This is a genomic window from Corallococcus macrosporus, from assembly GCF_017302985.1.
Taxonomy (GTDB): Bacteria; Myxococcota; Myxococcia; order Myxococcales; family Myxococcaceae; genus Corallococcus; species Corallococcus macrosporus_A.
In genome coordinates, this window is record NZ_JAFIMU010000007.1 from 538608 (window position 1) to 562535 (window position 23928).

Here is a 23928-nt window from a genome sequence, read left to right on the forward strand (position 1 = left end):
AAGGAGGCAGGGGCGTGGACTACCGGAAGCTGCTCGGGAAGGTGGAGTCGGCGGTGCTGCCGTATTTCGGCGGCGGGACCGTGGACGCGCCTTCACGCCGCCTGCGCGTCACCCTGCCCGTCGCCCCGGGCTGGTGGCGTTTCGAGGTGAAGGGCCGCGAGGCCACCGCGAAAGAGCCGGCGTCTCCAGAAGGGCTGGAGGCGCTGCCGCGCGTGCGGGGCCATGTCTGGGGGACGCGGCTGGTGCGCGAGGGCGCGGTGGCGGAGGCCCTATCGTTGATGCCGGAGGAGGAGCCGCCGCGCCTGTCGCCGGTGACGGCGCGCCGCTGGCATGACGGCACGCTGCTCTTCGAGGGCGTGGAGTTCGAAAGCGAGGCGGAGGAGGCGGCGCGCCGGGCGCTGGAGGAGGACCGGGCGCTGGGGGACGCGCGGGGCGTGAGCGCGTCGCTGCGCGCGGCGTTCGGCTTCGCGGTGCTGGAGGCAGCGTCGCGGGGCATGGGCATCCCGTTCGCGCCCGTGGAGGCCCGAGCGCGGGTGCTCGACGTGGCGCGCGAGGGACGCGCGGAGGCGGAGCGTTGCCTGCGCGCATTGGCGGAGGAGCGCGTGCGCTTCCTGCGGATGCAGGCGGAGCAGGAGGCCCGGCGCGAGGCGGAGGCCCATGCGCGGTCACGTGCGTGGACAGACCTTGAGCACGGGTCGCCAGCGGTCTGGCGGGACGCGGAGGGACGCGAGATCGCCCGGCCGTTGTCGGGCCGTGAGCGTGAACGCTGGGACGCCCTCCACGGAGTCGGCGCGCGCGAGTGGACGCACCCGGAGTTCGGCGTGCGAGAGGCCTCATCGGACGCGGAGGCGCATGCGCGGACGGCCTGGCGGGACTCGAACGGCCGAGCGACCGCGCGGACCGTTCGGGGGCGCGAACGCGGAGAAGCGTGGCGGGACGCGGACGTTCGCGAGGCCGCGCGGGCCATGTCGGAGCGAGAGCGAGGGGAAGTCTGGCGAGACGCGGACGGCCGCGGGCACGAGACGCGGGAGGCGCGACGGGATGCCTCCGCTCGCGCATCGAGCGTGCGTGACGGACGGGGCCACGGGCGACACGGGCACCGGCGCGCGGAGCCGGACGCCGGTGCGTGGGTGGAGCGTGCGCTCGACAAGGCCGGGGCGCGGCTGCTTGGCCATCGCCGGCTGGGGGATGGCCTCCTGGAGGTCGTCTACGCGTTCATGGGCGAGCGCTTCGTCACGGTGGTGGAGGCCGCGACGCTGCGCGTGCGCGACGCGGGCGTGTGCCTGGCGGGCGCGGACACCCAGGTCACGCTGGAGAGCCTGCCGTCGGTGCTCCGGGAGGCCATCGAAACGGACGCGCTGGTCATCACCCGGCACGTCTGAAACGCGCGTGTCCGACCGGGCCCGTTCCCCACGTCGGTACGGGCCATTCGGAGGAAGAACTTCATGTCGACGACGCGCGAGGTGTGCCTGCTCATCGGACCGGAGGACGCGGTGCTCTGGGGGGACTCCTTCGACGACCCCGTGGCGCTTCCGGACTCCCGCGCACGGTGGGAGGCCATCTGGAGCCTGCGGGACACGCTCGTGGAGATCACCCACAGCCACCCGGAGGGCCCCCTCGGCTTCTCCCAGGAGGACGAGACGACCATGGCCGCGCTCCAGGTGGCGCTGGGCCGGCCGCTGCGCTTCTCCGTGGTGGCCCCCGACGGCATGCTGGTCCGCATCGGCGGCGAGGACGTGCTCGTGCGCGACGAGCCCGCGTGGGCCGCGGCGCTGCGCATCGCCTCGGGGCTGATGTACGGCCGTCCCCGGGCCGCCCCCACCCTGCTCCAGGAAGACGGCCTGCTGGTGGACAGCGCCCACCGCAAGCCGTGAACCGCTTCTCAGCCCGGCAGCAGGATGATGCGGGCGATCTCCGGCGGCGCGGCGACGCGCATGGGCGGCCCCACGAAGCCGCACCCGCGGCTGACGTAGAGGTGGGACTCGGCCAGCCGGCTCAGGCCCGCGTTCTGCTCGCCCCAGATGAGGTGGCCCACCACGGTGCCCGGGAACATCTGCCCGCCGTGCGTATGGCCTGAAATCTGGAGCCCCAGGCCGCGCTGCGCCACCACCTCGAAGTTGGAGGGCTGGTGCGCCAGCAGCACCGACGCACGGTCCGGCCTGCGCCCCTGGAGCGCCGCGTCCAGGTCATAGCCGGGCTCACCGAACCGGCTCGCGCTCCAGTCGTCCACGCCGATGAGGTCGAACGACGCGCCCGCGTCCCCGATGGACACGGTGCGGTTGCGCAGCACGGTGATGCCCAGCCCCCGGACGAACTCCGTCCACGCCTCCACGCCGGAGTAGTAGTCGTGGTTGCCGGTGACGAAGTACGCGCCGTGCCGGGCCTTCAGCGCGCCGAAGCCGCCCACGTACGGGCCCAGCTCCCGCACCGTGCCGTCCACCAGGTCGCCCGTCACCGCGATGAGGTCCGGCTTGAGTGCGTTGGCGCGCGCCACCAGCTCGTCCACGAAGCGGCGCTGCAACACGCCGCCGATGTGGATGTCCGTGAGCTGCACCAGCGTGAAGCCCTCCAGCGCCTTGGGCAGACCGGGCAGCCGCACCGGGATGTCGCGCACGTCCGGCGGATGGAACGCGCGCCAGGCGCCGAAGCTGCTCACCGTCGCGCCCGCCACGGTGGCGCCCGCGGCCATCCCTCGAGCGAGGAAGGCCCGGCGCTCCGGGGACGGCGGCTCCGGCGCCTTGCGCACCCGGGCGAGCACGGCCCGCACCACGTCCAGCCCCAGGGTGAACATGAGCAGGTAGAGCACCAGCCCCATCCACACCAGCAGCACGATGCCCGTCCACCACGCGGCCTCGGAGGAGAACATCGCGCCCACCATCCGGGCGCCCAGGGAGCCCACGAGCCCCCCGGCGAAGAGCCCCATCCCCACGCGGCGCAGCGCCTTGTGCGCCGTCACGTCGCGCACCAGGCGGCGGTACAGGTAGACGTGCGCCACCGCGAGCAGCGCGGTGACGGGCACGAGGAACAGCGCCATCCGGAGCCATTGGGGCATGAAGGCCGCGTCCTACCCGCGCAGGAGCCGGTCCACGAGCGCCACGTACTGCTGCTTCGCGGCGTCCTTCGCCAGCCCCTTGCGGCCGGCCCACGCGTCGTACTTCGCGCGGCCCTTGATATCGAGCATGCCGGGGCGCTTGCCCTGCACGTCCCCTTCGGTGCCCTGCTTGTAGAGGGAGTACAGCTCCAGCAGCGTGTCGTTCGAGGGGGCCTTGGACAGCGTCTTCACCCGGCTCTGGGCGGCGCTGAAGTCATCATCGAGGGCCATGCGCGGTCTCCGGCAAGCGTGTGCCGGAGACCTTAACAGCCTGCTTTACATCGTCGGCAGCCAAAGGTGGCGGATGTCCTCTGGCAGCTGGGCGCTCACGTCCTCCGCCTCACCTTCGCTGATCTGATGGCGGACGGCGTCCATCACCGCGCGCACCACGGGCTCCACCGCATCCGGATGCAGCGCCAGGTCCTCGCCCACCTGTTTCAGGAGCTCGTCGCGGCCGAACTTCTCCGGACGGGGTTCGGCGTCGTGGCGCTCACAGCGGTGCAGCAACTCCGTGAGCTTGCGCGGCAGTTGTGCCTCCAGGTCCTGCGACTCCTCCGCCTGGATGCGCTGCTCCAGGCCGCAGAGCACGGAGACGGCCGCCTGCTGGGCGACGCTCGGAGACATGCCGCCCCGCTCGCAGAGGTGGTCGATGAAGCGGGCATACGTCTGACTGGCCCGCATCGCACTGCGTCGCGCACGCCGCTCCTCGATGGACAGCTCGCGCCGCTCCTCCGCAGGCTCCTCGTCCTGGGGTGTGCCCGAACGGCGCTGCGGATCACGGTCTTCAGCCATGGGGGTTCCTCCCTGTCGGTCCCGGTGGGTAACAGGGTGCCCATGCCCGTCCCGGCGGGCACGTCATCGCGGACTGCTGGACTGTCCGCCGGCTGCCCGGCTGCTAGGCGGCCACGCGCCGGACGTAGGTGTCCCAGAGGGCGCCGAAGAAGAAGCCGCCGAAGCGGGCCAGGGCCTCCGCCCGGTGCACGCCGTCCCGGGCGTTGAGGACCCGAAGGGTGGTGAGCTGGCGGGCGAACTCCTCCGCCGTCAGCCGCAGGAAGCCCCGGCCGATGCACGGCGCCTCCGGACCGTCTCCCCGGTGCAGGGACACGAACAGCGTCGTGGTGTCCTTCCACAGGTCCAGGCCCGGGTCGTCGTAGAGGTCCTTGTAGCCCTCCAGGTAGTACGTCTCCCCGGCCTCGCTGAGCAGGTGGAGCAGGTACTCCATCCGCTGACCACCCGGCCGAGCGTGCTCGCGGGTCATCAGGCGCAGCTCGCCGCGCGTCACCACCAGCGGGCGGGACGACAGCACCGGCGCCGTCACCGTGCCCATCAGCTTCAGGGGGTGGCGCTCGTCGCGCAGCGTCGCGTCCAGGTCCTCCGCCGTCACGGTGAGCACGAAGCGCAGGGGCGTGGCGTCGTCGCGCTCCGGGTCGCCCGCCTCCAGGTGCGGGGCCTTCACGTCACCGGACACGAAGCCGTGCATCGTCTCCGTGAAGCGGACGCCCACGGGCCCGGGGGCCGGACGGGCCTCCGCCTCCGGCAGCGGCGCGTAGTCGATGGTCCATCCGTAACGCCGGGCCATCAGCGCGCAGGCGCGCTCGGCGACCGCGGAGATGGTGAGCAGCGGGTTGATGCCCAGCGAGCGCGGCACCACCGAGCCGTCGGACACGTACAGCCCCTCGTGCACCGCGCGGCCGGAGGCGCCGGAGAAGACGCGCCCTTCGTGGTCCACCACGCCGTCCTCCGCCCGGTCGCCCATGACACAGCCGCCCAGCGGATGCGTGCACAGCAGCTCCTTGCCGAAGGCCTCGGACCAGAGCGGGTAGCGCACGAAGGTGCCGCCCAGCGCGGCGGTGGCCCGGCGCAGGCGCTCCTCGATGCGGGTGAGCTGCGGATCGCGTCCGGCGTCCGGCCAGTGCAGGCGCACGCGGTCGTGCTCCAGCCGCAGCTCGCCCTTGCCCTCGTCGTGGGACATCACCATCAGCGTCTGCGTGTGCTCCACCGCGCCGTGGTCCGGACCGCGCACCAGGCTGTCCGCCTGACGCAGCCGCTCCTGCACCCAGTCCAGGATGCCCTCATCGGTGTCCTCGCCCACCAGCGCCGCGGCCCCCGCGAGCGCCGCGGGCATCAGCGACGCGAGCGCGCCGGGGATGGCGCCCTCTTCGATGATCATCCCCTCGTCCAGCCGCGCGGTGTCGCGCTGGTCGATGACGCCCGCGATGCAGGGGCCCACCGGGTCGCGCGTCTCGTGGTCCTGCTCGCCGTGGCCCACGCCGTGGACGGGCATGTCCAGGTTGTAGCCGAAGGCCAGCACGTCGCCGTTGCTGCTGAAGCGGTGGCCCAGCTTCGAGGACACGGACAGGCCGCGTTCGCGCGAGCGCAGCAGGATTTCCGCCGTGCCCATGGTGCCCGCCGCGAGGATGACCTTGTCCGCGGTGAGCCAGGCATCCGGCGCGTCGAAGCGCTCGCGGCCGGTGTTGAGGGGGCGGTAATAGACGCGCCACTTCGCGCCGTCCGGCACCACCGCGCGCACCGCCACCTCGGTGAAGATGCGGGCCCCGTGCGCGTGGGCATCCGGCAGGTAGTTCATGAGCACGGTGTTCTTCGCGCCGGTGTTGCAGCCCGTGGCGCAGTCACCGCACAGCGAGCACCCCGGCTGCCGCACGCCCGCGGCGTTGACGCCCGCCTCGAACGTCACCGCCACCGGAGGCCGCGTCAGCCGTCCGCCCAGCTTCTCCGCGGAGATGCCGAACGTCTTGAGCTTCTGCAGGGGCGGATGGTCCTCCGGGTACGGCAGCGGCCGCAGCATCAGCTCCGCGTGCGCGAAGCCGTCCTCCAGCAGGCCGTGCACGTCGGCGCGCAGGGCCTCCGGCCAGCGGGGATCCTCGAACACGCGAGGGTCGGGCCGCATCGTCACGCCGGCGTTGATGAGCGACGTGCCGCCCAGGCCGCAGCCGTCGATGACGGACACGTCGCCGTTGCGGTGGACTTCAATCAGACCCGTGGGGCTGCCCACGTCCAGGTCGCCCTGGCCCGGGGCGCAGTGGAGCTGGAACTCGGCCACGGCCTGCGCGGGCGTGCGAGGCATCTCTCCCGGGTGCATCTCCCGGCCCCGCTCCAGCACGCAGACCTGCTGTCCCGCGCGCGCCAGCCGGCTGGCGGAGATGCCGCCGCCATAGCCAGACCCCACGACGACCACGGGGTAGTGTGATGCCAGCTCGCTCCACGGGGACGACAGCCTGCGCATGCTCGCTCCTGGCGGCCTGACCGCCGCCTTCTTCCGGTTGCTGCCTTTTATTCCCCACCGCTGACGTCAGGGCGGGGGCCGCATGCTGCGCGGTTCAACGGCACGGATCCACTCCCCGTCCGGTCAGAGCCCCTGCCTGTCCTCCTGGACAGGCCCCCTCCTGCCCGCCCGAACAGCAGGCGGCCCACCTGACCGGTCGGGTCCTGCCGGACAGACGTGAAGGACGCGCGTTCTTGAGCGGAAATCCGCCGCGGCCTGGCCCCGGGCCCGGTCCGTCCAAACCTGTCCGACTGTCGGACAGGTTCGCGCGGTGCGCCGCCGGCGGGGGGCCGGACTCAAGTCCTTGGGATCCAGAAGAAGCGGCGCACCACCCGACTTCACCCGGGACGCCCCTCCTCCAGCTCCGCGGCCTCGCCCCCCGAGCGGCGGAAGGCGTTCACCAGCCGGTGCGCATGGCGCGTCGTCTCCGGCTCGCGGTAGCGGGGGCTCGCCTTCAGCACCCACTCCACGGCGGTGTCCAGGTCCATGCGGTGGCCGGGTGAGACGTACACGGGGCTGACGCCCGCGCGGGTGCGGACCGCCATGCCCACCACCTCGCCCTTGTGGGTGATGGGGGACGTGGCGCCCCGCCGCTCCGCGAGCTTCCCGGGCGTGCCCACCAGCAGGGACTTCGCGCAGCCGATGGACGGGATGTCGAACAGCAGCCCGCCATGGCACGCGATGCCCACCCGCCGAGGGTGCGCGGTGCCCTGGCCGTCGAAGATGAGCACGTCGGGGCGGACCGTGAGCCGCTTCCAGACGGCGGCCAGCACCGGCAGCTCGCGGAAGGACAGCAGGCCGGGGACATAGGGGAACGTCAGCGGCACCGCGGCCACGGCGCGGGCCACCGGTTCCAGCGTCGCCGCGTCCAGCACCACCATGCCGCCATAGCCCGTGTCGTTGCCCTTCTCCGTGGAGATGTCCGCGCCCGCCAGGCGGGTGACGCGCAGGCCCGGGGGCGGTTCGAGGATGAGCTGCTCGCGCAGGCGCTTCTGCAGGGCCACGGCCTCCGTGGGCGTCACGTTCCAGTCATGCGGGGCTCGCGGTGACTCCATGGGTCTCCTCCCGTGAACCCAACACTGTGCATCGTCCGGCCGGAGCGTGACCGCCGCTCCCTCCCCCTGCGTCCAGGAGCGGACGGACATAGACTGGGCGGATTGTGAAGGAGTGCGTACAGAATGCGCGGGAATGACTTCGCGGACCTGAAGGCCTTCGCGGCCATCGTGGAGCACGGCAACTTCACGCGCGCCGCGTCGCACCTGCGCGTCTCCCCTTCCGCGCTCAGCCAGACACTGCGGGCGCTGGAGGAGCGCCTGGGGGTCCGGCTGCTCAACCGCACCACGCGCAGCGTCGCGGTGACGGAGGCCGGGGCGCGGCTGCTCGCGAGGCTGAGGCCGGCCATGGAGGAGTTGGAGGCAGCGGTGGCGGACGTGAAGGACCTCCGCGACACGCCCGCCGGCACGGTGCGGATCCAGGCGGCCCGCTTCGGTGCCATCTCCTACCTGGAGCCGCTGTTCGGGAAGTTCCACGCGGCCCACCCGGACATCGTGCTGGACCTCACGGTGGACGACGCCATCACCGACCTGGTGGCCGGAGGCTTCGACGTGGGCATCCGGCTGGGCGAGTGGCTGGACCAGGACATGGTGGCGGTGAAGCTGGGAGGCCCGCTGCGTCAGGTGCCCGTCGCCTCGCCGCGCTACCTCGCGAAGCACGGCACGCCCAGGCAGCCCCGCGACCTGCTCAAGCACCGGTGCATCAACTGGCGCCAGCCGGGCTCCGGCGGCATCTACGCGTGGGAGTTCAAGAAGGGCGGCGGCGACTGGTTCTCCATCGCGGTGAAGGGACCGCTCGTCGTCAGCGACCGCGCGCTCGCGCTGTCCGCCGCGCTTCAGGACGTGGGCATCGCGTTCTGGGCGGAGGAACGCGTGCGCCCCCATGTGCAGTCCGGGAAGCTGGTGACGCTGATGGAAGACTGGTGCGCGCCCTTCCCCGGCTTCTTCCTCTACTACCCGAAGCAGAAGCACACGCCGCCACCGGTGCGCGCCTTCGTGCAGTTCCTGCGTCAGGCGTGGTCCTCCTGATTCTGTATGGCTTCCTTCACAAGCCATGAGGACTGCCGCGCATTCTCAACACAATCCGCGCCGCTATCTTGAAGCCATCCCAGCCACTCACGGCTGCAAGAGAGGACATGGCGCCATGGCAACGAACGACTCGAAGGTGTGGTTCATCACGGGCATCTCGCGGGGCCTGGGACGGGAGCTGGCGAAGGCCGTCCTGGCGCGCGGTGACGTCGTCATCGGGACGACTCGCGATGGGACGTCGGGCCTGGAGGCTCGCGCCGGCGCGCTGCACGTGCTGACGCTGGAGCTGACCGACGCGGCGCGGATCCCCCAGGTGGTGAAGCAGGCGCACGCGCTGCATGGGCGTCTGGACGTGGTGGTGAACAACGCGGGCTACGGCCTGCTGGGCGCCATCGAGGAGGCGACGGCGGAGGAGGCACGCCACGTCTTCGACGTGAACTTCTTCGGACCGCTGCGCGTGGTCCAGGCCGCGCTGCCCTTCCTGCGGGCGCAGCGGAAGGGACACGTCGTGAACATCACCTCCATCGCGGGCCTGGCGCCCATGGCGGGCTCCGGGCTGTACGCGGCGGCGAAGTGCGCGCTGGAGGGCCTGTCGCTGAGCCTGGCGCAGGAGGTGGCGCCGCTGGGCGTGAAGGTGACGTTGGTGGAGCCGGGGGCGTTCCGCACGGACTTCCTGTCCCAGCACTCGCGCCGGGAGAGCCAGGGCCGCATCGAGGACTACGCGAAGACGGCCGGCGCGGTGGTGGAGTACCTGGGGAAGATCTCCGGCAAGCAGCTGGGCGACCCGGCCCTGGGCGCGAAGGCCATCGTGGACGCGGTGGTGGCGGACGCCGCGCCGCTGCACCTGGTGCTGGGCTCGGACGCGCTGCGCCGCACGCGCGAGCGGGTGGGCATCCTCAGCGGCGAGCTGGACCGGTGGGAGGCCGTCACGAAGAGCACGGACCTCACCGGCCCGGAGGCCGCGGGCACGCTGCGGCCGTCCTGACGGGTGGGGTTGTCAGGAAGCGCCCGGGGGCGCCGTCCCGGGCCAGGGTTCCCTTCCTGGAGGCTCGAAGCCCATGGCGACGCTCAACATCACCCTCGATGGACACTCGGCGGACGTGCCGGTGGAGCTGGAGCGGCACATCAGCGACGCCGACGTGCGCCGCATCGCGGTGGAGCTGGTGCGCTCGGGCGGCGTGCCCGGCCTGCACCGCTTCGAGCTGCGGGAGGAGGCCTTCCAGCACTACGTCGTGGACCGCTTCCGGGGCGCGCACGGCGAGGAGCGCATCTACCTGCGTCCGAAGGTGCCCTTCGGGGCGTGCTGAGGACCGCCGCCATGCGCATCGTCTTCTGTGGCGTGGGGGCCATCGGGTCCGCGGCGGTGATGTTGTGCCGCAACCTGGACGCGACATTGGTGTTCATCGACTTCGACCGGGTGGAGTCGAAGAACCTGCTGTCGCAGGCCTACGTGAAGCCGTCCGTCGGCAAGAACAAGGCGGAGGCGCTGAAGCTCCAGCTGCACAACCTTCACGGTGTGAAGGCGGAGTCCTTCGGCGTGCGCCTCACGCGCGACAACGTGGAGGCGCTCTGCAAGGGCGCGGGCCTGCTGGTGGATTGTTTCGACAACCAGGACAGCCGCCAGTTGCTCAGCGACCACGCCCGGAAGACGGGCATGCCGCTGGTGCACGGCGCGGTGTCCGCGGACGGCACGTTCGGGCTGGTGCGCTGGGATGAGCGCTTCACGCCCGACGCCGAGGACGCGCAGGGCCAGGCCACCTGCGAGGGCGGCGAGCACCTGCCGCTCCTGGGCCTGCTGGCCGCGACGCTCGCGCGGGCGGTGCAGGACTTCCGCAAGCACGGGGTGAAGCGGGACGCGTTCGTGAACCTGAACGCCGTCACCCCGCTCGCGCCAGGTCCGTGCGCGCCTGGTCGAAGCGCACCAGCGCCTGGACGATGTCCTCCTTCGAGTCCGTGAGGAGCAGGTGGCGCGCGTAGCCGTGCCCCCGGGCCAGGTGCTCCAGCAGTGGGTACACGGGCCGGGTCTTCGTCCAGAACTCGCGGCCCAGGAAGAGCATGGGGCTGATGACGCCCACGGTGTTGTAGTGGTTCTGGCAGGCGTCCTGGAAGATCTCCTGCACGGTGCCCGCGCTGCCGGGTGAGTAGACGACGCCGCCCCGCGCGATGGTGAGCAGGCCCTCCTCGCGCACGCTGTTGGCGAAGTACTTGGCGATGCGCGTGGCGAAGGGGTTGGGCGGCTCGTGGCCGTAGAGCCAGGTGGGGATGCCCAGGCTGTCGCCCATCGCCGCCGCGTCGCGCAGGGGCCAGGTGGCGCGCACCTCGAAGGCCCGCGCCAGCCAGTCCCGGTCCTTGTACGACGGAGCGCGCGCCAGCACCGTGAGCGCCGCGTCCAGCTCGTCGTCCGCGCGCCCCGCGAACCACGCGCCCAGGTGCGTGGCCTCCATGGCGCCCGGGCCGCCGCCGCTCACGAGGAAGAAGCCCAGGCGTGCCAGCGCGCGGGCCAGCTCCGCCACGGCGCGGTAGTCCTCCTGCCCCCGCAGCATCGAGTGCCCGCCCATGATGGCCACCACCCGGCGAGGCCGGCCCTGGTCGAGCAGCGCCTCCTCCAGCGCGTCGCTGATGGCGTGGTCGTGAAGCCGCTGCGCCAGCATCTCCAGGAGGGACGGCGGATGGGCGCCGCCGCGCGAGTTCCAGTGCGCGTAGATGCGCGCGTCCAGCGTGTCCGCGTAGGTCTCCGGCCGGGTCGGGTCGAAGCCCGCGTACAGCTCCTCCGGCGTGTAGAGACCTCCCCGGTAGGGACAGTAGGGCAGCCCGGAGAACGGCGGGAACACCATGGCGCCCCGCGCGAGGACCTGTTGCAGCGTCTCCGGCTCCATCAGGCAACCCAGGAAGACAGTACCGGTGAGGTCCGCGCCGAGCAGCGCGGCGCTCGACGCCCGCAGGTCCAGGCCCTGGAGGATGACGTTGGCGAGGCTGCGGCCATCGCGCAGGTGCTGCTCGAACGCAGCCAGGGTCTCGAGTTCCGTCATGGGGGGTGCTCCGCGAGGTGCGTGTCCGGAAAGGGGAGTATCCTAGCGTTGCCCTTTTCCAACCGCGCGGTGAGCGCCAAAGGAAGCCCTGTGCCAGGCGACGTCATCGTGCTGCCAGTCCCCGTGGTGCCGGACCCCATCGTCTTTCCGGAGGACCCCTACTGGAAGGAACAGGAGCGGATGCAGGCGGAGGCCTGGCGGTACGTCCAGAAGACGCTGCGGGAGACCGGCATGCTCCCCAAGTGGGAGCTCCTGCTGCGCGACCCCAAGTTCGCGGCGGCGGTGGCGGCGGAGACGGCGCGCATCCTGGGCGAGGCGGCGGAAGAGCTCGCGAAGCGGCGGGGCATTGAGTACGGAATCCTGCTGAGCCTTCAGGCCTCCATGGAGGCGGACCGGAAACGCCAGGCCACGGCCAAGCGCAAACGCGAAGCCGAGGAGGCCGAGGAAGAGTTCCAGCGCAAGCGCGTCCGGCTCAAGTACATCTCCGCGGAGCCCCGGGGCTTGCAGGGGTTGGTGAAGGAGCGCAACGTCGAACAAGAGCAGAACGTGACGTACGGCAAGTCCGCCGAGCTCCGCTCCAATCTCAAGCACTGGGCCAAGGGCAAGCACAAGGGCGACCGGCTCGTCATCGTCGGGACGCTGAAGGGCGTGGAGCTGAAGGAGATCCTCCTGGCCATCGACCCGCGCATCGACGTGAGCGAGATCCAGGACCACGTCAACTATGGCGGTGACCTGATGGTCATTGGCCTGGAGCCGAGGGATCCGGCCCAGCGGCTCCTATGGGGCAGGAACGATCGGCGAGTCGTCACCAAGACGGTGCAGATGAAGTGGGGAGAGACCGCCGACCCCGAAGGCACGCTCGGGATGATCACCTACGCGGGCTTGCAGCTCGCCGGCCTGCGTGACGAGACCCCCGCGCCCGGAGGCCTCCGGGTCATCTCCGTGGGCGTCCTCAACCCCGATCATCCCTGGAACAAGTTCGATGGCGTCTCCGCCGCCCTGCTCGTCCCCCAACTGCTGACCTCCTTCGCGGGAGGCGAGAACCGGACCTACAGCGTTCCGCGGGGTGGGCTCTACTCGACGGTGGATCGCATCGTCATCCGCACCCAGAACTGGACCTTCCGCTTCTACGTCGACGGAGAGAACATCCACCTGGCCTCCGCGACCTACACCCCCGACCAGCACGCGGACCTGCTCGCCGAGCCCCGCCCCGCCAAGGACAAGAGCGGTGAGATGGAGGGCATGTTGATCAAGACGAAGACGGAGGCGTGGATCCAGATGAGCGCCAGCACGAGCGGGCAGAAGAAGTACAAGATCCCGCTCTCCGCGCTCCCGTCGTCGCTCAACTCCAAGGACAAGGTCGTCTTCACCGTCGACCCCAAGGGCAACCTCCTCAGTATCCGCAAGAAGGAGGACTGAGCGGAGGCTCCTTCCACTGCCAGGGCGTAAGGTCCACCCGTCCTTGTCCGGCGCCACCGTCCCGCCCTTTCCCCTCGCGACCGGGCAGGCCGTGGAGATGGCGAGGACGCCGGGCGCGTTGCCCTCCTAGCGGACCGGCTGCGCCACCGGCCGCTGCGGCAGGGCCTTCACGGACACCTTGGCGCGCGCCACGTTGTCCGCGGTGGGCGCCTCGCTGGTGTCCTGGAGCGGGCCGTTGCTGTCCGAGTAGACGCCATCCGCGAAGGAGCCCACGAACAACTGGGGCGTGGCGGGCAGCGCGTTGGAGAGCACGGTGAGGTAGTTGTCCATCTCGTGCCGGATGGTCGCCTCCTGCGTGCTGGTATCCCAGTGCTTGTGGAAGAAGAGCACGTCGAACTCCACGCCCACCTGGGTGTAGTTCAGCCCCGGCGGCAGCGTGGGTACCACGTCGTACTGGTTGACCACGCGCACCGTCGCGGGACTCGTGACGTACCGCGCGTAGGCCGTCCCCCAGGAGTCCGCGAGCCCGGCCTTCGGCGCCGCAAACGTGACGGTGATGACCTTCAGCGACGGCTGGCTCACCGCCAGGTCCAGCGCCAGCAACTCCGCCAGTCCTCCGCCCAGGCTGTGACCCGTCACGTAGAGCGTCTGGATGCCGTGGGCCTTCAGCCACGCGAACACCTGCGCCTGCAGGGACTGCGGCACGCCGGTGCCCGTGCCCGTGTAGATGCCCCAGAAGCCGCCGTGCACCTGCGGCACGGGCGACATCGCCGCGCCGGAGAACGGCGTGAAGGACGTGGTGGCGTAGTGCTCGTCCGCGCTCACGTCCGCCGCGGTCACGGTCCCGCGCAGCGCCAGCATCGCCGTGCTCGAAGCCGAGTCGGAGGTGAACCACAGGCCGAACGCCTCCGCGGCCCCGCCCTTCTCCGGCACCCACGCGGTGAGGCTGTCCGCCTGCGTCCAGCCCGAAGGCGCGGAGTACGTCTTGCCGTTGAAGGCGGAGTAGGCCGCGACCACACCCTGCCCCATCCCCAGCACCTGGGTCGCGTCCAGCACGGGCTCGGGCGGCGTGATGAGCGGGCTCTGCTGCGGACGGGCGGCGGCAACGGACGGGGTCGTCATGGTCAACTCCAGGCGGGTGGAACGGGGCGAGGCATGTCGCCAGCCGTTGCCAGAACCGGGTTGCAGCGCCCATGCCGCACGCCGCCCCCTCGGAAGACCTCGCGGCGAGGGCGGGCCCGCGCGCGTTCGACGCGTCGACCGACGCGTCGAACCGCCTTGCCGGGTTACTCGATGGACGCGACCTTGTCGTCCTTGCCGAACTTCACCCGCACCTTGGACGTCTTCGACTTCCAGTACGTCCAGGTGCTGGAGTTGAACGACGGCGTCTCATGCGGAGGCGGCGGGCCCCACGCCATGCGCACGGCCTCGCGGCTCATGCCGGGCTCCACCTCCGACGCGGAGACCTTCTTGCGGTCGTCCGGCGACAGGGCCTGGAGCTTCGCGGCCTGGTCCTCCGCCGCGAACGACGCCTGGAACAGCTTCCACGTCTCCGAACCCGAGCGGGAGTCGTTCTCGAACTCCAGCTCCGCGCCGGTCTCCACGACCTTGAACTTCACGGAGGACGAGCCCTTGTCCAGCACCTCCACGCGCGCGTTGAACGGGATGATGGGACCCTTGAGGTAGTTCACCCAGGACACGGTGCCGTCATCGAAGTGGAAGTTGGCGGTCGCGTAGTAATAGGTCTTCTCCACCGGGAGCGGCGGGGGGGCGGGGGCCACGGGCTCGTCGCCAATCCGCACGACCTTGCCGTCCGGACCGAACTCCACCTCGAACGTGGAGAACTTCGAGCTCCAGTACGTCCAGCGGTTGCCCTGGAGCGACGGCGTCTTGTGCGGCGGCGGAGGCCCCACGGTCAGCAGCACCGCGTCACGCGACATCCCCTTGGCCAGCTCTCCGGCGCGGACCTGCTTCTGGTCCTCGGGCGACAGCGCGGCGATGCGCGCGGCCGGGTCCTCCGGCGCGAAGAAGCTGTTGAACAGCACGTTGATGGGCTTGCCCAGGCTCCGGTGCGTCACGAAGCGGAACTCGGCGCCCGAGTCCATCACCTTGCAGCGGATCTCGTCGTCATCCCGCTCGACGACCGCGACCTTCGCCCCCACGGGGATGGCCACGCCCTTGCCGCGGTAGTTCACCGCGGAGAGCTGGTTCTTGTTGAGCAGGAAGGTGGCCTGGGCAAACACCACCTCGGCCTGGGCACTCAGCGCCGTCAGCAACCCCAGCGCGAAGAGCGCGCCAAGGACATTCTTTCGATACACGTAAACCCCCTCGGTTCAAGCAACGGCGTGGTTGTAGTGGTGTCACACGCGCGCCTGCAAGAGGGTCCGCCGCGCCTCGGAGTGCGCGCGGCGGTCCGGCCCGGGGCCGCTCAGGGGACGTAGCCCGCCCCGATGTTGATGCCCGGGTCGCCAGTGCTTCCGTCGGCCCGCGAAACCCCCACGTTGATCATCCCGAACATGGCGATGAGCTGCTCCGTGTTCGCGCCATCCAGGGCGCTGTTGCCGAAGAAGGGGTCCCACGCGCCTTCGATGATGGCACCGGAGAGCTCCGTGACGGCGTCCTTGCTCGCGTCGATGTCACCGGCGAAGTGGTTGCCCAGCCACTCGAAGACGGTGTCCACGCTCGCGCGGTCCCCGGTGCCGCTCTTGATTTGCGAATAGGCGTCCTTCACCCCTGGGATGGCCTCCAGGGTGGTCTCCATGAGACTGCCCATCACGTCCACGATGGCCGTCTTGCGCGCGTGCTCGTCATCCATGGCCTGCAGCGCGCCCCGAGCCCCCTGGAAGAGCGAGCCCAGGACGAACCCCATGTTGCGAGCCAGGGCGTTGCCCCCTCTGTTCTCCATGAAGTCGGCGCTGCCCTTGTTCGCGGCCAGCGTGTCCACGATGCCCTGCTCCGCTCCCACGCCCAGGTACTTCTGGAGGGCGTCCGTCACGAGGCTCCGGCTGTCCTCGCCGCGGAAGGCGACGTGGTCGAAGAACTTCACCAGCGGCTTGTCCCGCCCTCCGCTGAGGGGGTTCTCGGGGTTGGCGGACGCATCGACGATGCCCGCGGTGTCGTTCGCGAACAGGGTGGCCAGCGCGCGGTGGGTCCCCGGGCTGTCGTGGAGGAAGTCCCCGTCCACGGCCAGCGAGGCCTGGAGGAACGTCTCGACGCGCAGGTCCTTCGCGGCCTGCGGGTTGGAGAAGCCGGCCGGGTCCAGGCGGGCCACGTCCATCAGGAACTCGTTCACGCCGGCCCGGGCGGCGTCCTGGAAGTGCGTCCCGGTCTGCATCTCCGGCGCCTCCGCGGCGGTGAGCGCGCCCAGGAAGTCCGTGCGCTGCGTGCCGGAGAGCTCCACGATGGGCCCCACCCCGTTCGTCGGGCTCTGGGTCATGGAGCCCAGGGCCCACGCCACGGCCCGGGCCTCTTCGGGAGCAAGCGACGACGGGTCGGCCTTGAACGCCTCCAGGTAGCCATGTGCGAACTCGCTCCGCAGCGCATCGCTGCCCGAGTTCGCGACGATCCACGCCGCGGTGGAGGCGCCGGGGGCGTCACCCGCCGGCTGGCCCTGCTGGATGCCCTCCAGCGCCGCCGCGGCCTCGGCCTGGCCCGGCGAGCCCGGGGGCAGCGAGTGGAGCGCGCCCATCATCCGGGAGAGCCCCTGCATCCGGGCCTCGTTCGCCTCCCGGTCCGTCCCCAGCGGGTTGCTCGCGTTCTGGACGCCCCAGGCCAGCGCCTCGCCGAGCAGGTCCGGCCCCAGCGCCTGCACCAGCTTGCCCTGCTCCTCGACGGAGAAGGACTCGGTGGCGGCGGACAGCAGGGTCCTGGCGAGTCCCGGGGCCATGTCCGGCATGCCGTGCAACTGGGTCATCAACTGCGCGACCCGGTCCGAGCCCAGGGCGGTCATCAGCTCCTGGCGGAAGGCGACGTCCTCGGCGCTCGTGCCACGGTGCTCCCCCAGCAGGGTGGTCAGGCCATAGGGCTGCTCCTCCGGCGGGAACGCGTCGAGCTGGTCGATGGCCGCCTGGACCCCCGGAGAGACCGCCCCCGTCGTGGTGGGCGTGGGCTTGAGGACCTGCGCCGTCGAGACGACGGTGCCGCCCGGAGGCATCGGGGTGCCGGCCGGGGGCATGGGCGTGGGCGTAAAGGCATGGAAGGTCGTGCCGCCCCCCAGGAGCTGGGCCTGGCGCGTGCGCGGATCCGCCGCCGCGAACGAGTCCTGGTTCCGCCGCTGCTGGACCGGGTCCGGCATCACCGGCCGCGCGGGAGGCGGTTCGAACTTCACCTGGACGGGCTTGTTCTCCTGCAACGGCTGAGACTGCGCGGGACCCCGGAACTGGATCTTCATGAAACGCTTCCCCCTCGACGCGTGTGAGCCACGCTTGAGACATGGCTCTACCAACGCGCTCCGGGGGAGCGTGCTTAAACGCGATTAAATGCGGTTAATCAGGCCGCGGCGCTGCCGCGCACGCCGTCCCAGTCCTCCACTTCGTAGAGGAACTTCGTGCCGCCCTTGAGCTTGCGGTTGGCGGACGTGCTCTGGACGAAGACGACGTACTTCTCCAGGCTCGCGGGCCGGATGCGCACCGTCTCTCCCGGCGGCAGCCCGAGCATCTCCCGCGCGCGCTCGCCGCTGTAGAGGTCGCCGGACTTGCGGTCCATCAGCACCACCTCCTTGCGGCCCTGGATGGTCTCCGTCTTGGTGAACTCGTAGAAGCCGCGCCCCGTCTTGAAGCCCAGGCCGTTCTCCGTCACGAACTCCTTGATGGCGCTGTCCGCCTCCACCTCCAGCACCTGGAAGCGCCCCGGCGGAACGGCGCGCAGGTCCGTCTCACCGAACAGCGTGGACGCGGCCCGCTTGAGCATCGTGTTGAACATCGCGTTCAGGCCGCGGTTCATGCGGCCCTCGCGGGACACCTCCGCCTCGTACGCCTGGAGCTGCGCGTCCGACGACTGCTTGTAGCAGACGGCCAGCAGCATGTCGGTGACGTGCGCGAACTGATCCAGGCTCAGGTGGAAGCCGCCCGACTTCTCCGCCAGCTCCTTGTAGAACGACGTCGCGTGACGGCGGTTCAGCGCCTGGACGCCATACACCGGCACGCCCATGGCCCCCAGCGCGGCCACCTCCTTGCGCCAGTCCAGCTTCTTCGGGTTGTGCTGGGGCGGGTGCGGCACGTCGTCGCCAATGAGCACGAATGCCTTCGTGTAGCCCTTCGTCCAGGACAGGCTTTGCGCCTCGTGCAACACCAGCTCGTAGCACTCGGGCGCGTCTCCGCCGCCCGTCTGGCCCACCTTCTCCACGAAGCGCGTGATGGCCTTCGCGTCGTCCGTGAGGTCCAGGGCCTTGGTCACGTAGGTGGACCCCGCGTCACAGTAGTCCCCGTGCGCGATGATGCCGATGCGGATGCCCGGAATCTCCTTCGTCAGCCGGTCCACGGCGGCCCCCAGCTTCTTCCGCACCTGCGCGAGACACGGATACATGCTGCCCGTGGTGTCAAAGCTGAAGACGACCTCGACGCGATTATCAATCAAAGACATCGTCATGGCGCACTCCCCCTCGTTTGATTCCTCGCTGCGACGAAAGGAACAATACGCGTGGGGTCTGACATCGAAGGGGGCTCCCGGCGTCGGATTCCGGGCGGCCTCGCACTCCCGTGCCGTTGCCAGACCGGGGGCCTCGTTGCGTAGTCCTGTTGCGGGATGTCAGACCCGCCCATCCAGGGGGAACCATGAGGAACATCGGCATCATCGGCGCGGGTCAGGCGGGGCTCCAGTTGGGCTTCGGCCTGCTGGAGAAGGGCTACGCCGTCACGGTCTACTCGGACCGCACGCCCGAGCAGCTCTTCAACGCCCGGCTCGCCGCGACCACCTACCTCTTCGGCCGCGCGTACCAGTACGAGCAGGAGCTGGGGCTCGACTTCTGGAAGGGCCCGGGGGAGTACGCCCGGGGTGGGGACCTGGACGTCTGCGCGGCCCCGGGCCAGCGGGCGCTGCGCGTGCAGGGGCGCATCCTCCAGCCGGGCAAGGCCCTGGACCTGCGGGCGAAGTACTCACGCTGGCTCGCGGAGTTCGAGCGGCGCGGCGGCACCGTGGTGGTGCGGGACGTGGACGTGGACGGCCTGGAGGCGCTCGCCCCGGAGCATGACCTGGTGGTGGTGACGACGGGGCGCAACAGCTTCACCCGGCTGTTTGAAAGGGACGCCGAGCGCAGCGTCCATACCCAGCCGCAGCGAAACCTCACGGCAATGATTGTCACCGGCATGAAGCCGCTGAATGAGACGCCCTACCCCGCGCTCAAGTTCATCCTGACGGCGGGCCACGGCGAGTACTTCTCCATGCCGTACTTCGACCGCATCCGGGGGCCGCTGAACTGCATCCTGCTGGAGGCCATCCCAGGACAGGGGCTGGACCGCTTCGGCGGCATCGGCACCGCGCGGGAGGCGATGGAGCGGATGAAGCAGGTGCTGCGCGACTTCTCGCCCTGGGTGGCGGAGCGGCTGGAGAACGCCGCCATCGTGGACGAGGCCTCCTGGCTCACCGGCGCGTTCACGCCCACGGTGCGCAAGCCGGTGGGCCGGCTGCCCTCGGGCCGGGAGGTGATGGGGATGGGGGACGTGGTCATGCTCAACGACCCCATCGCGGGCCAGGGGCTCAACAGCGCGTCGAAGCAGGCGCACGCGATGACGGGGGCCATCCTGGAGCACGGCGACCAGCCCTTCACGGCGGACTGGATGGAGCAGACCTTCGAGCACTTCTGGCGGACGGAAGGCCAGTTCATCACCGCGTTCACCAACATGCTGCTCCAGCCGCCTCCGCCGCACGTGCTGCGCTACCTGGGGGCGGCCTCCGCGGTGTCGACGCTGGCGGACACGTTCTTCGACAACTTCGGAGAGCCGCAGCGCTTCTGGCCGTGGATCGTCAGCCCGGCGGAGACGGAGGCCCGCATCCAGCAGGCGTCCGTCGCGTAGCGGCTGTAAGTCTTTGTCATTCCCACCCGGCTGGTCCTTCACTCCCCGTCCTCATGGCTGAATCCTGTCAGTCCCAAGACGGGGGGACGACCATGACAATCCAGTTCGGCTTCATCGACCAGAGTGACGGCGCCAACCTCCGGACACTTCCTGCGGAGATGAAGGGCTCGGCCTGTCTGACCCAGGCGCCCCTGCCTCCGGGAACACGTGTGAGCGTCATCCGCGACCATGCCCAGGCTCCGGGATGGTCCTACGTGTCGACCTCCGTCGGGGGATACCTGCTGCAAGGCTATATGCAGTCCCTGCGCATCACGACCCGGCTGCCGGAGCCCGCGGCGACCCTCTATCAGGTCCGTCCCGGTGACCGCCTGGAGCCCATCGCCGCGCGCATCTACCGGCAGGCCATCCAGCCGGGGCGGGACCTGCGCTTCTACGAGAATGTCATCCATCACGTGAACGCGAAGGGCGGCCGCAAGGGGGTCCAGCGCGTCGACGGTGACGTGCGGCTGGTCGCTGGCGAGCGCATCTGGCTGGTGAGCATTGCCTTCGCCAACCAGCTCCAGGGAATCGTGTCGAGCGGCTCCATCACCCATGAGGCGCTGACCCGGGCCCGGAGAGCCGCCCAGCACCTGGATGACGTCATCACCTCCGTGAACCAGGCGGATCAATTCTTCGGCGAGGTCGCCGGCCAGTACGGCCAGGCCATCCGGGACAACTGGCTGGAGATCGCCGCGATGGTCGTGGGCTTCATCGCCGCGGAGGCCTTTTCCGCCTTCCTGGCGGCGACGCCCACGGGGGTGGGGCAGCTGGCGGCGGCGCTCATCCAGTTGGGACTTGCTGCGTGGGGCGCCCATGGCCTCGTCGAGGCCGGAGGGGAGGCCCTGAAGCACGCGCAGTTGTGGCTCACCCAGGCCTGGGAGGCCAACGGCTCCCCGGAGAAGCTCAAGGAGGCCAGCAAGTCCTTCCTCCGGATGCTCGTGAGCATCGCCATGGCCGCGCTGGCGCTGATGGGCGCGAAGACCAACCTGGGGCGAGGGCTCAAGCTGGCGAAGGCCGTGAAGATCACCCCACCCCGCATCTACATGATGGCGGCGGCGGGTCCCGGCGGTGCCTACGCGGGCGTCCCCGTGTTCCAGCCGGGCTCCATCACCGCCGCCCCCGCTGCCTCGCTTCCCTTCAATCCCTGGGGCTCCGGCACGCCGCTGCTGTCAAAGGCCGTCAAGGAAGGCGGGACGTCCAGGCCGGACCCCGAGCCCCCCTTGACCGAGCGCACGCTCAGTGACGCCGAGCTGGAGAAGCTGCTGGAGAAGCTTCCCAACTGGGACAAGCTCAAGGACTTCGTCGGACGCCGCATCCCGAACGAGGGGACGCCTGAGTTCAACGCGTTCAAGCGGGAGCTCCAGTCCGCCGGATACCGTCTGGAGAAGTTGAACGAAGGAGCCCAGCCCTATCGGCTCCGCCGTCCTGACGGAAAGGCCCTGGGCGACGAGTACGGGGCGCTCACGGTGACCGAGGACGGGCTGGTGGTGCTCAAGGTCGGCAAGGGCACGCCCCGCCTCAGCATCTTCAGCCGCTACCGGAAGAACTACCTGGACTGGGTGGAGGCGGAAACACGGAGTCTGGCGGAGCGGGCGGCAGCGGAGGTCCGGCTCTCCGTCGGCAATCGCATGCACCACCTCATCCCCGACGCGGTCGCCCAGAGCCACCCGCTGATTCGCATGGCCATGGAGCGGCTCAAGGGCTACACGATTGACCGGGGGTCGAACATCCTCGACATGCCTTCCGGGATCAACGTGGAGGGCCAGCTCATCCACTCGGGCAGTCATCCGCGCTACAGCGAGCTCGTGACCGGCAAGCTCGACGTCGCCTGGAATAAATTGCTCCAGAAGGGACCGCCCTCCAAATGGACACCTCAATTCATCGAGGACGCCATCCTCAAGGTCGAGAAAGAGCTGCGCCGGGACATCCAATCCGGAAGCCTGAAGGATCCGGCGATCAAGGTGATCGAGGAGCAGCGCGAAGGTAAGGTGCTCACGGGGAAGAAGCTGGCCTTGCTGGAGCTACCCTCCCTCGGGGAGACACACGCCACATGATGTATGCATTATCGCCGGATATCTCCCACATCGAGGAGGAAGGTGTCCATGACGCCAAGATCATCGAGTTCGACGGCTTCGAGTACGTGACTTTCCACGACCCCGGCATCGACTATCAGCGTCAGCAGGGCGCTCCCGAGGTCATCGAGTTCATCGGCAACCTGGAGAGCGCCGCCCGGCTCGACCACCTGTACACCGCGCCCCTGATGTGGTTGCTGATCTCCCGACGGATGGTGCGCGTGCTCGAAGCGGTGGGCCCGTTCCGCCACCGCATCATCCCCACGGTCATCTACTCGGAACGCATCAGGCACCTCGTGCGTGACCGGTTCACCCGGCAGCGGACCTGGTATTCGGTGACGGACCCGGCGCTGAAGAACGAGGACTTCGTCATCCTCCAGTTGCTGGAGCGGACGGACTGCCTGGACCGGGAACAAACCCTCGTGAAGGGCGTGCCCTTCCACCAGTCCGGCGAAGAACTCCTGGGCCAGGAGGAAGCCGAGCCGCTCGTGCTCCGCCCGCCACCAGGAGGCTTCCCTCCCGTGTTCTCCGTCCCCGAGCTCGTCTTCTACTGCTTCACCGAAGCGGCACGACAGGCCTGCGAACAGGCGGGGCTGAAGGGGTTGTGGTGGCGACCCCAGCCTTGAGCCCTGACCACCGGTCCAGCCGGCTTTTGGAGAAGGCCCGCCCCCTTTAGGATGGCGTCTTCATGGGGGACGCAACATGAGTGGTGAGGGCTCACGACCCGTCGCGGTCGTACTGGCGGGGCTCACGAACTTCCGGCTGGGACGCATCCTGCTGTGGACCACGACGGTGTTCCTGGGACTGCTGGCGCTCGTGCCCGGGCCTGACAGTGGGCTCTTGTGGCGTCTGGCCGCCATTCCGGGCGTGCTCGCCCTGATAGGGACGGGTACGGCGTGGTGGAAGGAGCGCCAGGACTCCCGGTCCAGTCCCATCCCCTGGCTGCTGCCCCGGCTGGCCGTGGGGGCCGTGCTCTTCGGCGCCGCAGCGCTCCTGATGTGGTGGCGGCGCCGGCGTGAACTCCCGTCCGACGTGCCGGCGTCCCCGCCCTCCGCGGAGCAGGTGGACCGGTGGGCCACGGCCGAGCTGGGGCGCGCGTCGTGAGCCTCGCCGCGCTGAGGGAGAGGGACGCGGACGCGGCGCCTCCCCGCGAGTCCATGGGCAGCATCGTCCGCGCGGGCTTGCGGAGCCTCGTCGCCATGGTGCCCGCGCTGCTGGGCTCCGGCGTGAAGGGCGCGCTGAAGGGCTTCTTCCTCTTTGGATGCTTCGGCCTGGGGCTGGCCGGCGTCTTCGTCCTGGCGCCGCGCTGGACGGGCGCGGCTCCGACGCCAGCCTGGCTGGACGTGCTGAGCGTCGTGCTCACCCCGCTGGCCCTGGCGGTCGCCGGGGGCTACGTGTGGATGCTCCACGGCGTCAGCTCACGGCTCGCGAGCGAGGTCCGGGCCCGCGGGCTGATGGGGTATGCGTACGCCATCCTCAAGCCCGCGACGCTGCAGGTCGCCCGGCGCCTGCGCGGGGCCGGCACGCCCAGCCGCGCGGAGCTCACCCGGGCCATCCAGCAGTCGGTGGCGGAGCGCATGCGGGAGCCCGAGCAGGAATCGGCGGCCTCCCGCACGACGTGGCTGGAGGGCTTCCTCATGGAGCAGTCGCGCCGGGTGCTGGGGCTCATCGCCCTGCGCGCGGTGGTGACGTCGCCGGACGTGCCCTCCGCGGTGCGGGAGCTGGAGACGCTGGCCATCGACCGGCTGGAGGGCGTGCTGGAGGAGACGCTGGAGGACCTGTTCTTCCTCCAGATGGTGCTCGTGCTCGGCGTGGGCATCCTGGTTGCCGCGGTGCCGACACTGCTCCTCCTCTTCCTGCCCCGCTGACGGCGGGACGTGGCGCGCTCTGCTACCCTCCTTCCG

The 23928-nt window shown here is 70.3% G+C and carries 22 protein-coding genes; 12 read left to right on the forward strand and 10 right to left on the reverse strand.

All coding sequences use genetic code 11. The features are described from left to right. The first annotated feature begins 14 nt into the window (after positions 1 to 14). Both JYK02_RS39630 and JYK02_RS14440 read left to right on the forward strand, forming a co-directional pair. Complete coding sequence (locus JYK02_RS39630; protein ID WP_347402496.1) at positions 15 to 1382, forward strand: hypothetical protein; 1368 nt, start codon at positions 15 to 17, stop codon at positions 1380 to 1382. A 45-nt stretch (positions 1383 to 1427) separates the two neighbouring features. Further along, positions 1428 to 1874 carry a hypothetical protein gene (locus JYK02_RS14440; protein WP_347402588.1) on the forward strand — a complete coding sequence of 149 codons (447 nt, stop codon included), beginning with the start codon at positions 1428 to 1430 and terminating at the stop codon, positions 1872 to 1874. An 8-nt stretch (positions 1875 to 1882) separates the two neighbouring features. Here the strand turns inward: JYK02_RS14440 and JYK02_RS14445 are convergent, their stop codons facing one another. The 5 genes from JYK02_RS14445 to nfi form a co-directional block, all read right to left on the reverse strand. Beyond that, entirely contained in the window at positions 1883 to 3052 is a 1170-nt protein-coding gene (locus tag JYK02_RS14445; RefSeq protein ID WP_207051506.1) for a metallophosphoesterase, read from the reverse strand. A 12-nt stretch (positions 3053 to 3064) separates the two neighbouring features. Then, positions 3065 to 3322 carry an acyl-CoA-binding protein gene (locus tag JYK02_RS14450; RefSeq protein ID WP_120528614.1) on the reverse strand — a complete coding sequence of 86 codons (258 nt, stop codon included), beginning with the start codon at positions 3320 to 3322 and terminating at the stop codon, positions 3065 to 3067. 45 nt (positions 3323 to 3367) lie between these two features. After that, the gene (locus JYK02_RS14455) at positions 3368 to 3883 is read right to left on the reverse strand and encodes a DUF2267 domain-containing protein (protein ID WP_207051507.1); all 516 of its coding nucleotides are present in this window, start codon (positions 3881 to 3883) and stop codon (positions 3368 to 3370) included. A gap of 103 nt (positions 3884 to 3986) precedes the next feature. Then, on the reverse strand, positions 3987 to 6335 hold the full coding sequence (locus JYK02_RS14460; protein ID WP_207051508.1) for a GMC family oxidoreductase N-terminal domain-containing protein: 2349 nt from the start codon (positions 6333 to 6335) through the stop codon (positions 3987 to 3989). 377 nt (positions 6336 to 6712) lie between these two features. Then, positions 6713 to 7429: a deoxyribonuclease V gene (nfi, locus tag JYK02_RS14465; protein WP_207051509.1), complete on the reverse strand. Its 717-nt coding sequence runs from the start codon at positions 7427 to 7429 to the stop codon at positions 6713 to 6715. Positions 7430 to 7552: 123 nt separating this feature from the next. Here nfi and JYK02_RS14470 point away from each other — a divergent pair, with 123 nt between their 5' ends. The 4 genes from JYK02_RS14470 to JYK02_RS14485 all read left to right on the forward strand — a co-directional run bounded on the left by JYK02_RS14470 (position 7553) and on the right by JYK02_RS14485 (position 10412). After that, complete coding sequence (locus JYK02_RS14470) at positions 7553 to 8455, forward strand: LysR family transcriptional regulator (protein WP_207051510.1); 903 nt, start codon at positions 7553 to 7555, stop codon at positions 8453 to 8455. A 115-nt stretch (positions 8456 to 8570) separates the two neighbouring features. Continuing rightward, on the forward strand, positions 8571 to 9440 hold the full coding sequence (locus tag JYK02_RS14475; protein ID WP_207051511.1) for an oxidoreductase: 870 nt from the start codon (positions 8571 to 8573) through the stop codon (positions 9438 to 9440). A gap of 73 nt (positions 9441 to 9513) precedes the next feature. Beyond that, positions 9514 to 9762, forward strand: a complete 249-nt coding sequence (locus JYK02_RS14480) for a hypothetical protein (RefSeq protein ID WP_207051512.1) — start codon at positions 9514 to 9516, stop codon at positions 9760 to 9762. Between the two features lie 11 nt (positions 9763 to 9773). Further along, complete coding sequence (locus JYK02_RS14485) at positions 9774 to 10412, forward strand: HesA/MoeB/ThiF family protein (protein ID WP_242588744.1); 639 nt, start codon at positions 9774 to 9776, stop codon at positions 10410 to 10412. Here the strand turns inward: JYK02_RS14485 and JYK02_RS14490 are convergent. After that, the gene (locus JYK02_RS14490) at positions 10333 to 11484 is read right to left on the reverse strand and encodes an LOG family protein (RefSeq protein ID WP_207051513.1); all 1152 of its coding nucleotides are present in this window, start codon (positions 11482 to 11484) and stop codon (positions 10333 to 10335) included. The genes JYK02_RS14485 and JYK02_RS14490 overlap by 80 nt on opposite strands. A 90-nt stretch (positions 11485 to 11574) precedes the next feature. Between JYK02_RS14490 and JYK02_RS14495 the strand changes: the two genes are divergently transcribed. Beyond that, positions 11575 to 12903: a hypothetical protein gene (locus JYK02_RS14495; protein WP_207051514.1), complete on the forward strand. Its 1329-nt coding sequence runs from the start codon at positions 11575 to 11577 to the stop codon at positions 12901 to 12903. Positions 12904 to 13029: 126 nt separating this feature from the next. Here the strand turns inward: JYK02_RS14495 and JYK02_RS14500 are convergent, their stop codons facing one another. The 4 genes from JYK02_RS14500 to JYK02_RS14515 form a co-directional block, all read right to left on the reverse strand. Continuing rightward, positions 13030 to 14025, reverse strand: a complete 996-nt coding sequence (locus tag JYK02_RS14500) for a lipase family protein (RefSeq protein WP_207051515.1) — start codon at positions 14023 to 14025, stop codon at positions 13030 to 13032. A gap of 164 nt (positions 14026 to 14189) precedes the next feature. Then, entirely contained in the window at positions 14190 to 15221 is a 1032-nt protein-coding gene (locus JYK02_RS14505) for a hypothetical protein (RefSeq protein WP_207051516.1), read from the reverse strand. A gap of 110 nt (positions 15222 to 15331) precedes the next feature. Further along, positions 15332 to 17293: a hypothetical protein gene (locus tag JYK02_RS14510; protein WP_207051517.1), complete on the reverse strand. Its 1962-nt coding sequence runs from the start codon at positions 17291 to 17293 to the stop codon at positions 15332 to 15334. A 98-nt stretch (positions 17294 to 17391) separates the two neighbouring features. Further along, the gene (locus JYK02_RS14515; RefSeq protein ID WP_207051518.1) at positions 17392 to 18489 is read right to left on the reverse strand and encodes a vWA domain-containing protein; all 1098 of its coding nucleotides are present in this window, start codon (positions 18487 to 18489) and stop codon (positions 17392 to 17394) included. A 185-nt stretch (positions 18490 to 18674) separates the two neighbouring features. Here JYK02_RS14515 and JYK02_RS14520 point away from each other — a divergent pair, with 185 nt between their 5' ends. The 5 genes from JYK02_RS14520 to JYK02_RS14540 all read left to right on the forward strand — a co-directional run bounded on the left by JYK02_RS14520 (position 18675) and on the right by JYK02_RS14540 (position 23892). Then, a complete protein-coding gene (locus JYK02_RS14520; RefSeq protein ID WP_207051519.1) occupies positions 18675 to 19913 on the forward strand; it encodes a styrene monooxygenase/indole monooxygenase family protein in 1239 nt (412 codons plus the stop codon). Between the two features lie 92 nt (positions 19914 to 20005). Next, the gene (locus tag JYK02_RS14525) at positions 20006 to 22006 is read left to right on the forward strand and encodes an AHH domain-containing protein (RefSeq protein ID WP_207051520.1); all 2001 of its coding nucleotides are present in this window, start codon (positions 20006 to 20008) and stop codon (positions 22004 to 22006) included. Then, complete coding sequence (locus tag JYK02_RS14530; RefSeq protein ID WP_207051521.1) at positions 22003 to 22650, forward strand: hypothetical protein; 648 nt, start codon at positions 22003 to 22005, stop codon at positions 22648 to 22650. The genes JYK02_RS14525 and JYK02_RS14530 overlap by 4 nt, the downstream gene beginning before the upstream one ends. A 76-nt stretch (positions 22651 to 22726) precedes the next feature. Next, on the forward strand, positions 22727 to 23128 hold the full coding sequence (locus tag JYK02_RS14535; RefSeq protein ID WP_207051522.1) for a hypothetical protein: 402 nt from the start codon (positions 22727 to 22729) through the stop codon (positions 23126 to 23128). Then, entirely contained in the window at positions 23125 to 23892 is a 768-nt protein-coding gene (locus JYK02_RS14540; protein WP_207051523.1) for a hypothetical protein, read from the forward strand. Before JYK02_RS14535 ends, JYK02_RS14540 begins: the two co-directional genes overlap by 4 nt. Positions 23893 to 23928 lie beyond the last annotated feature (36 nt).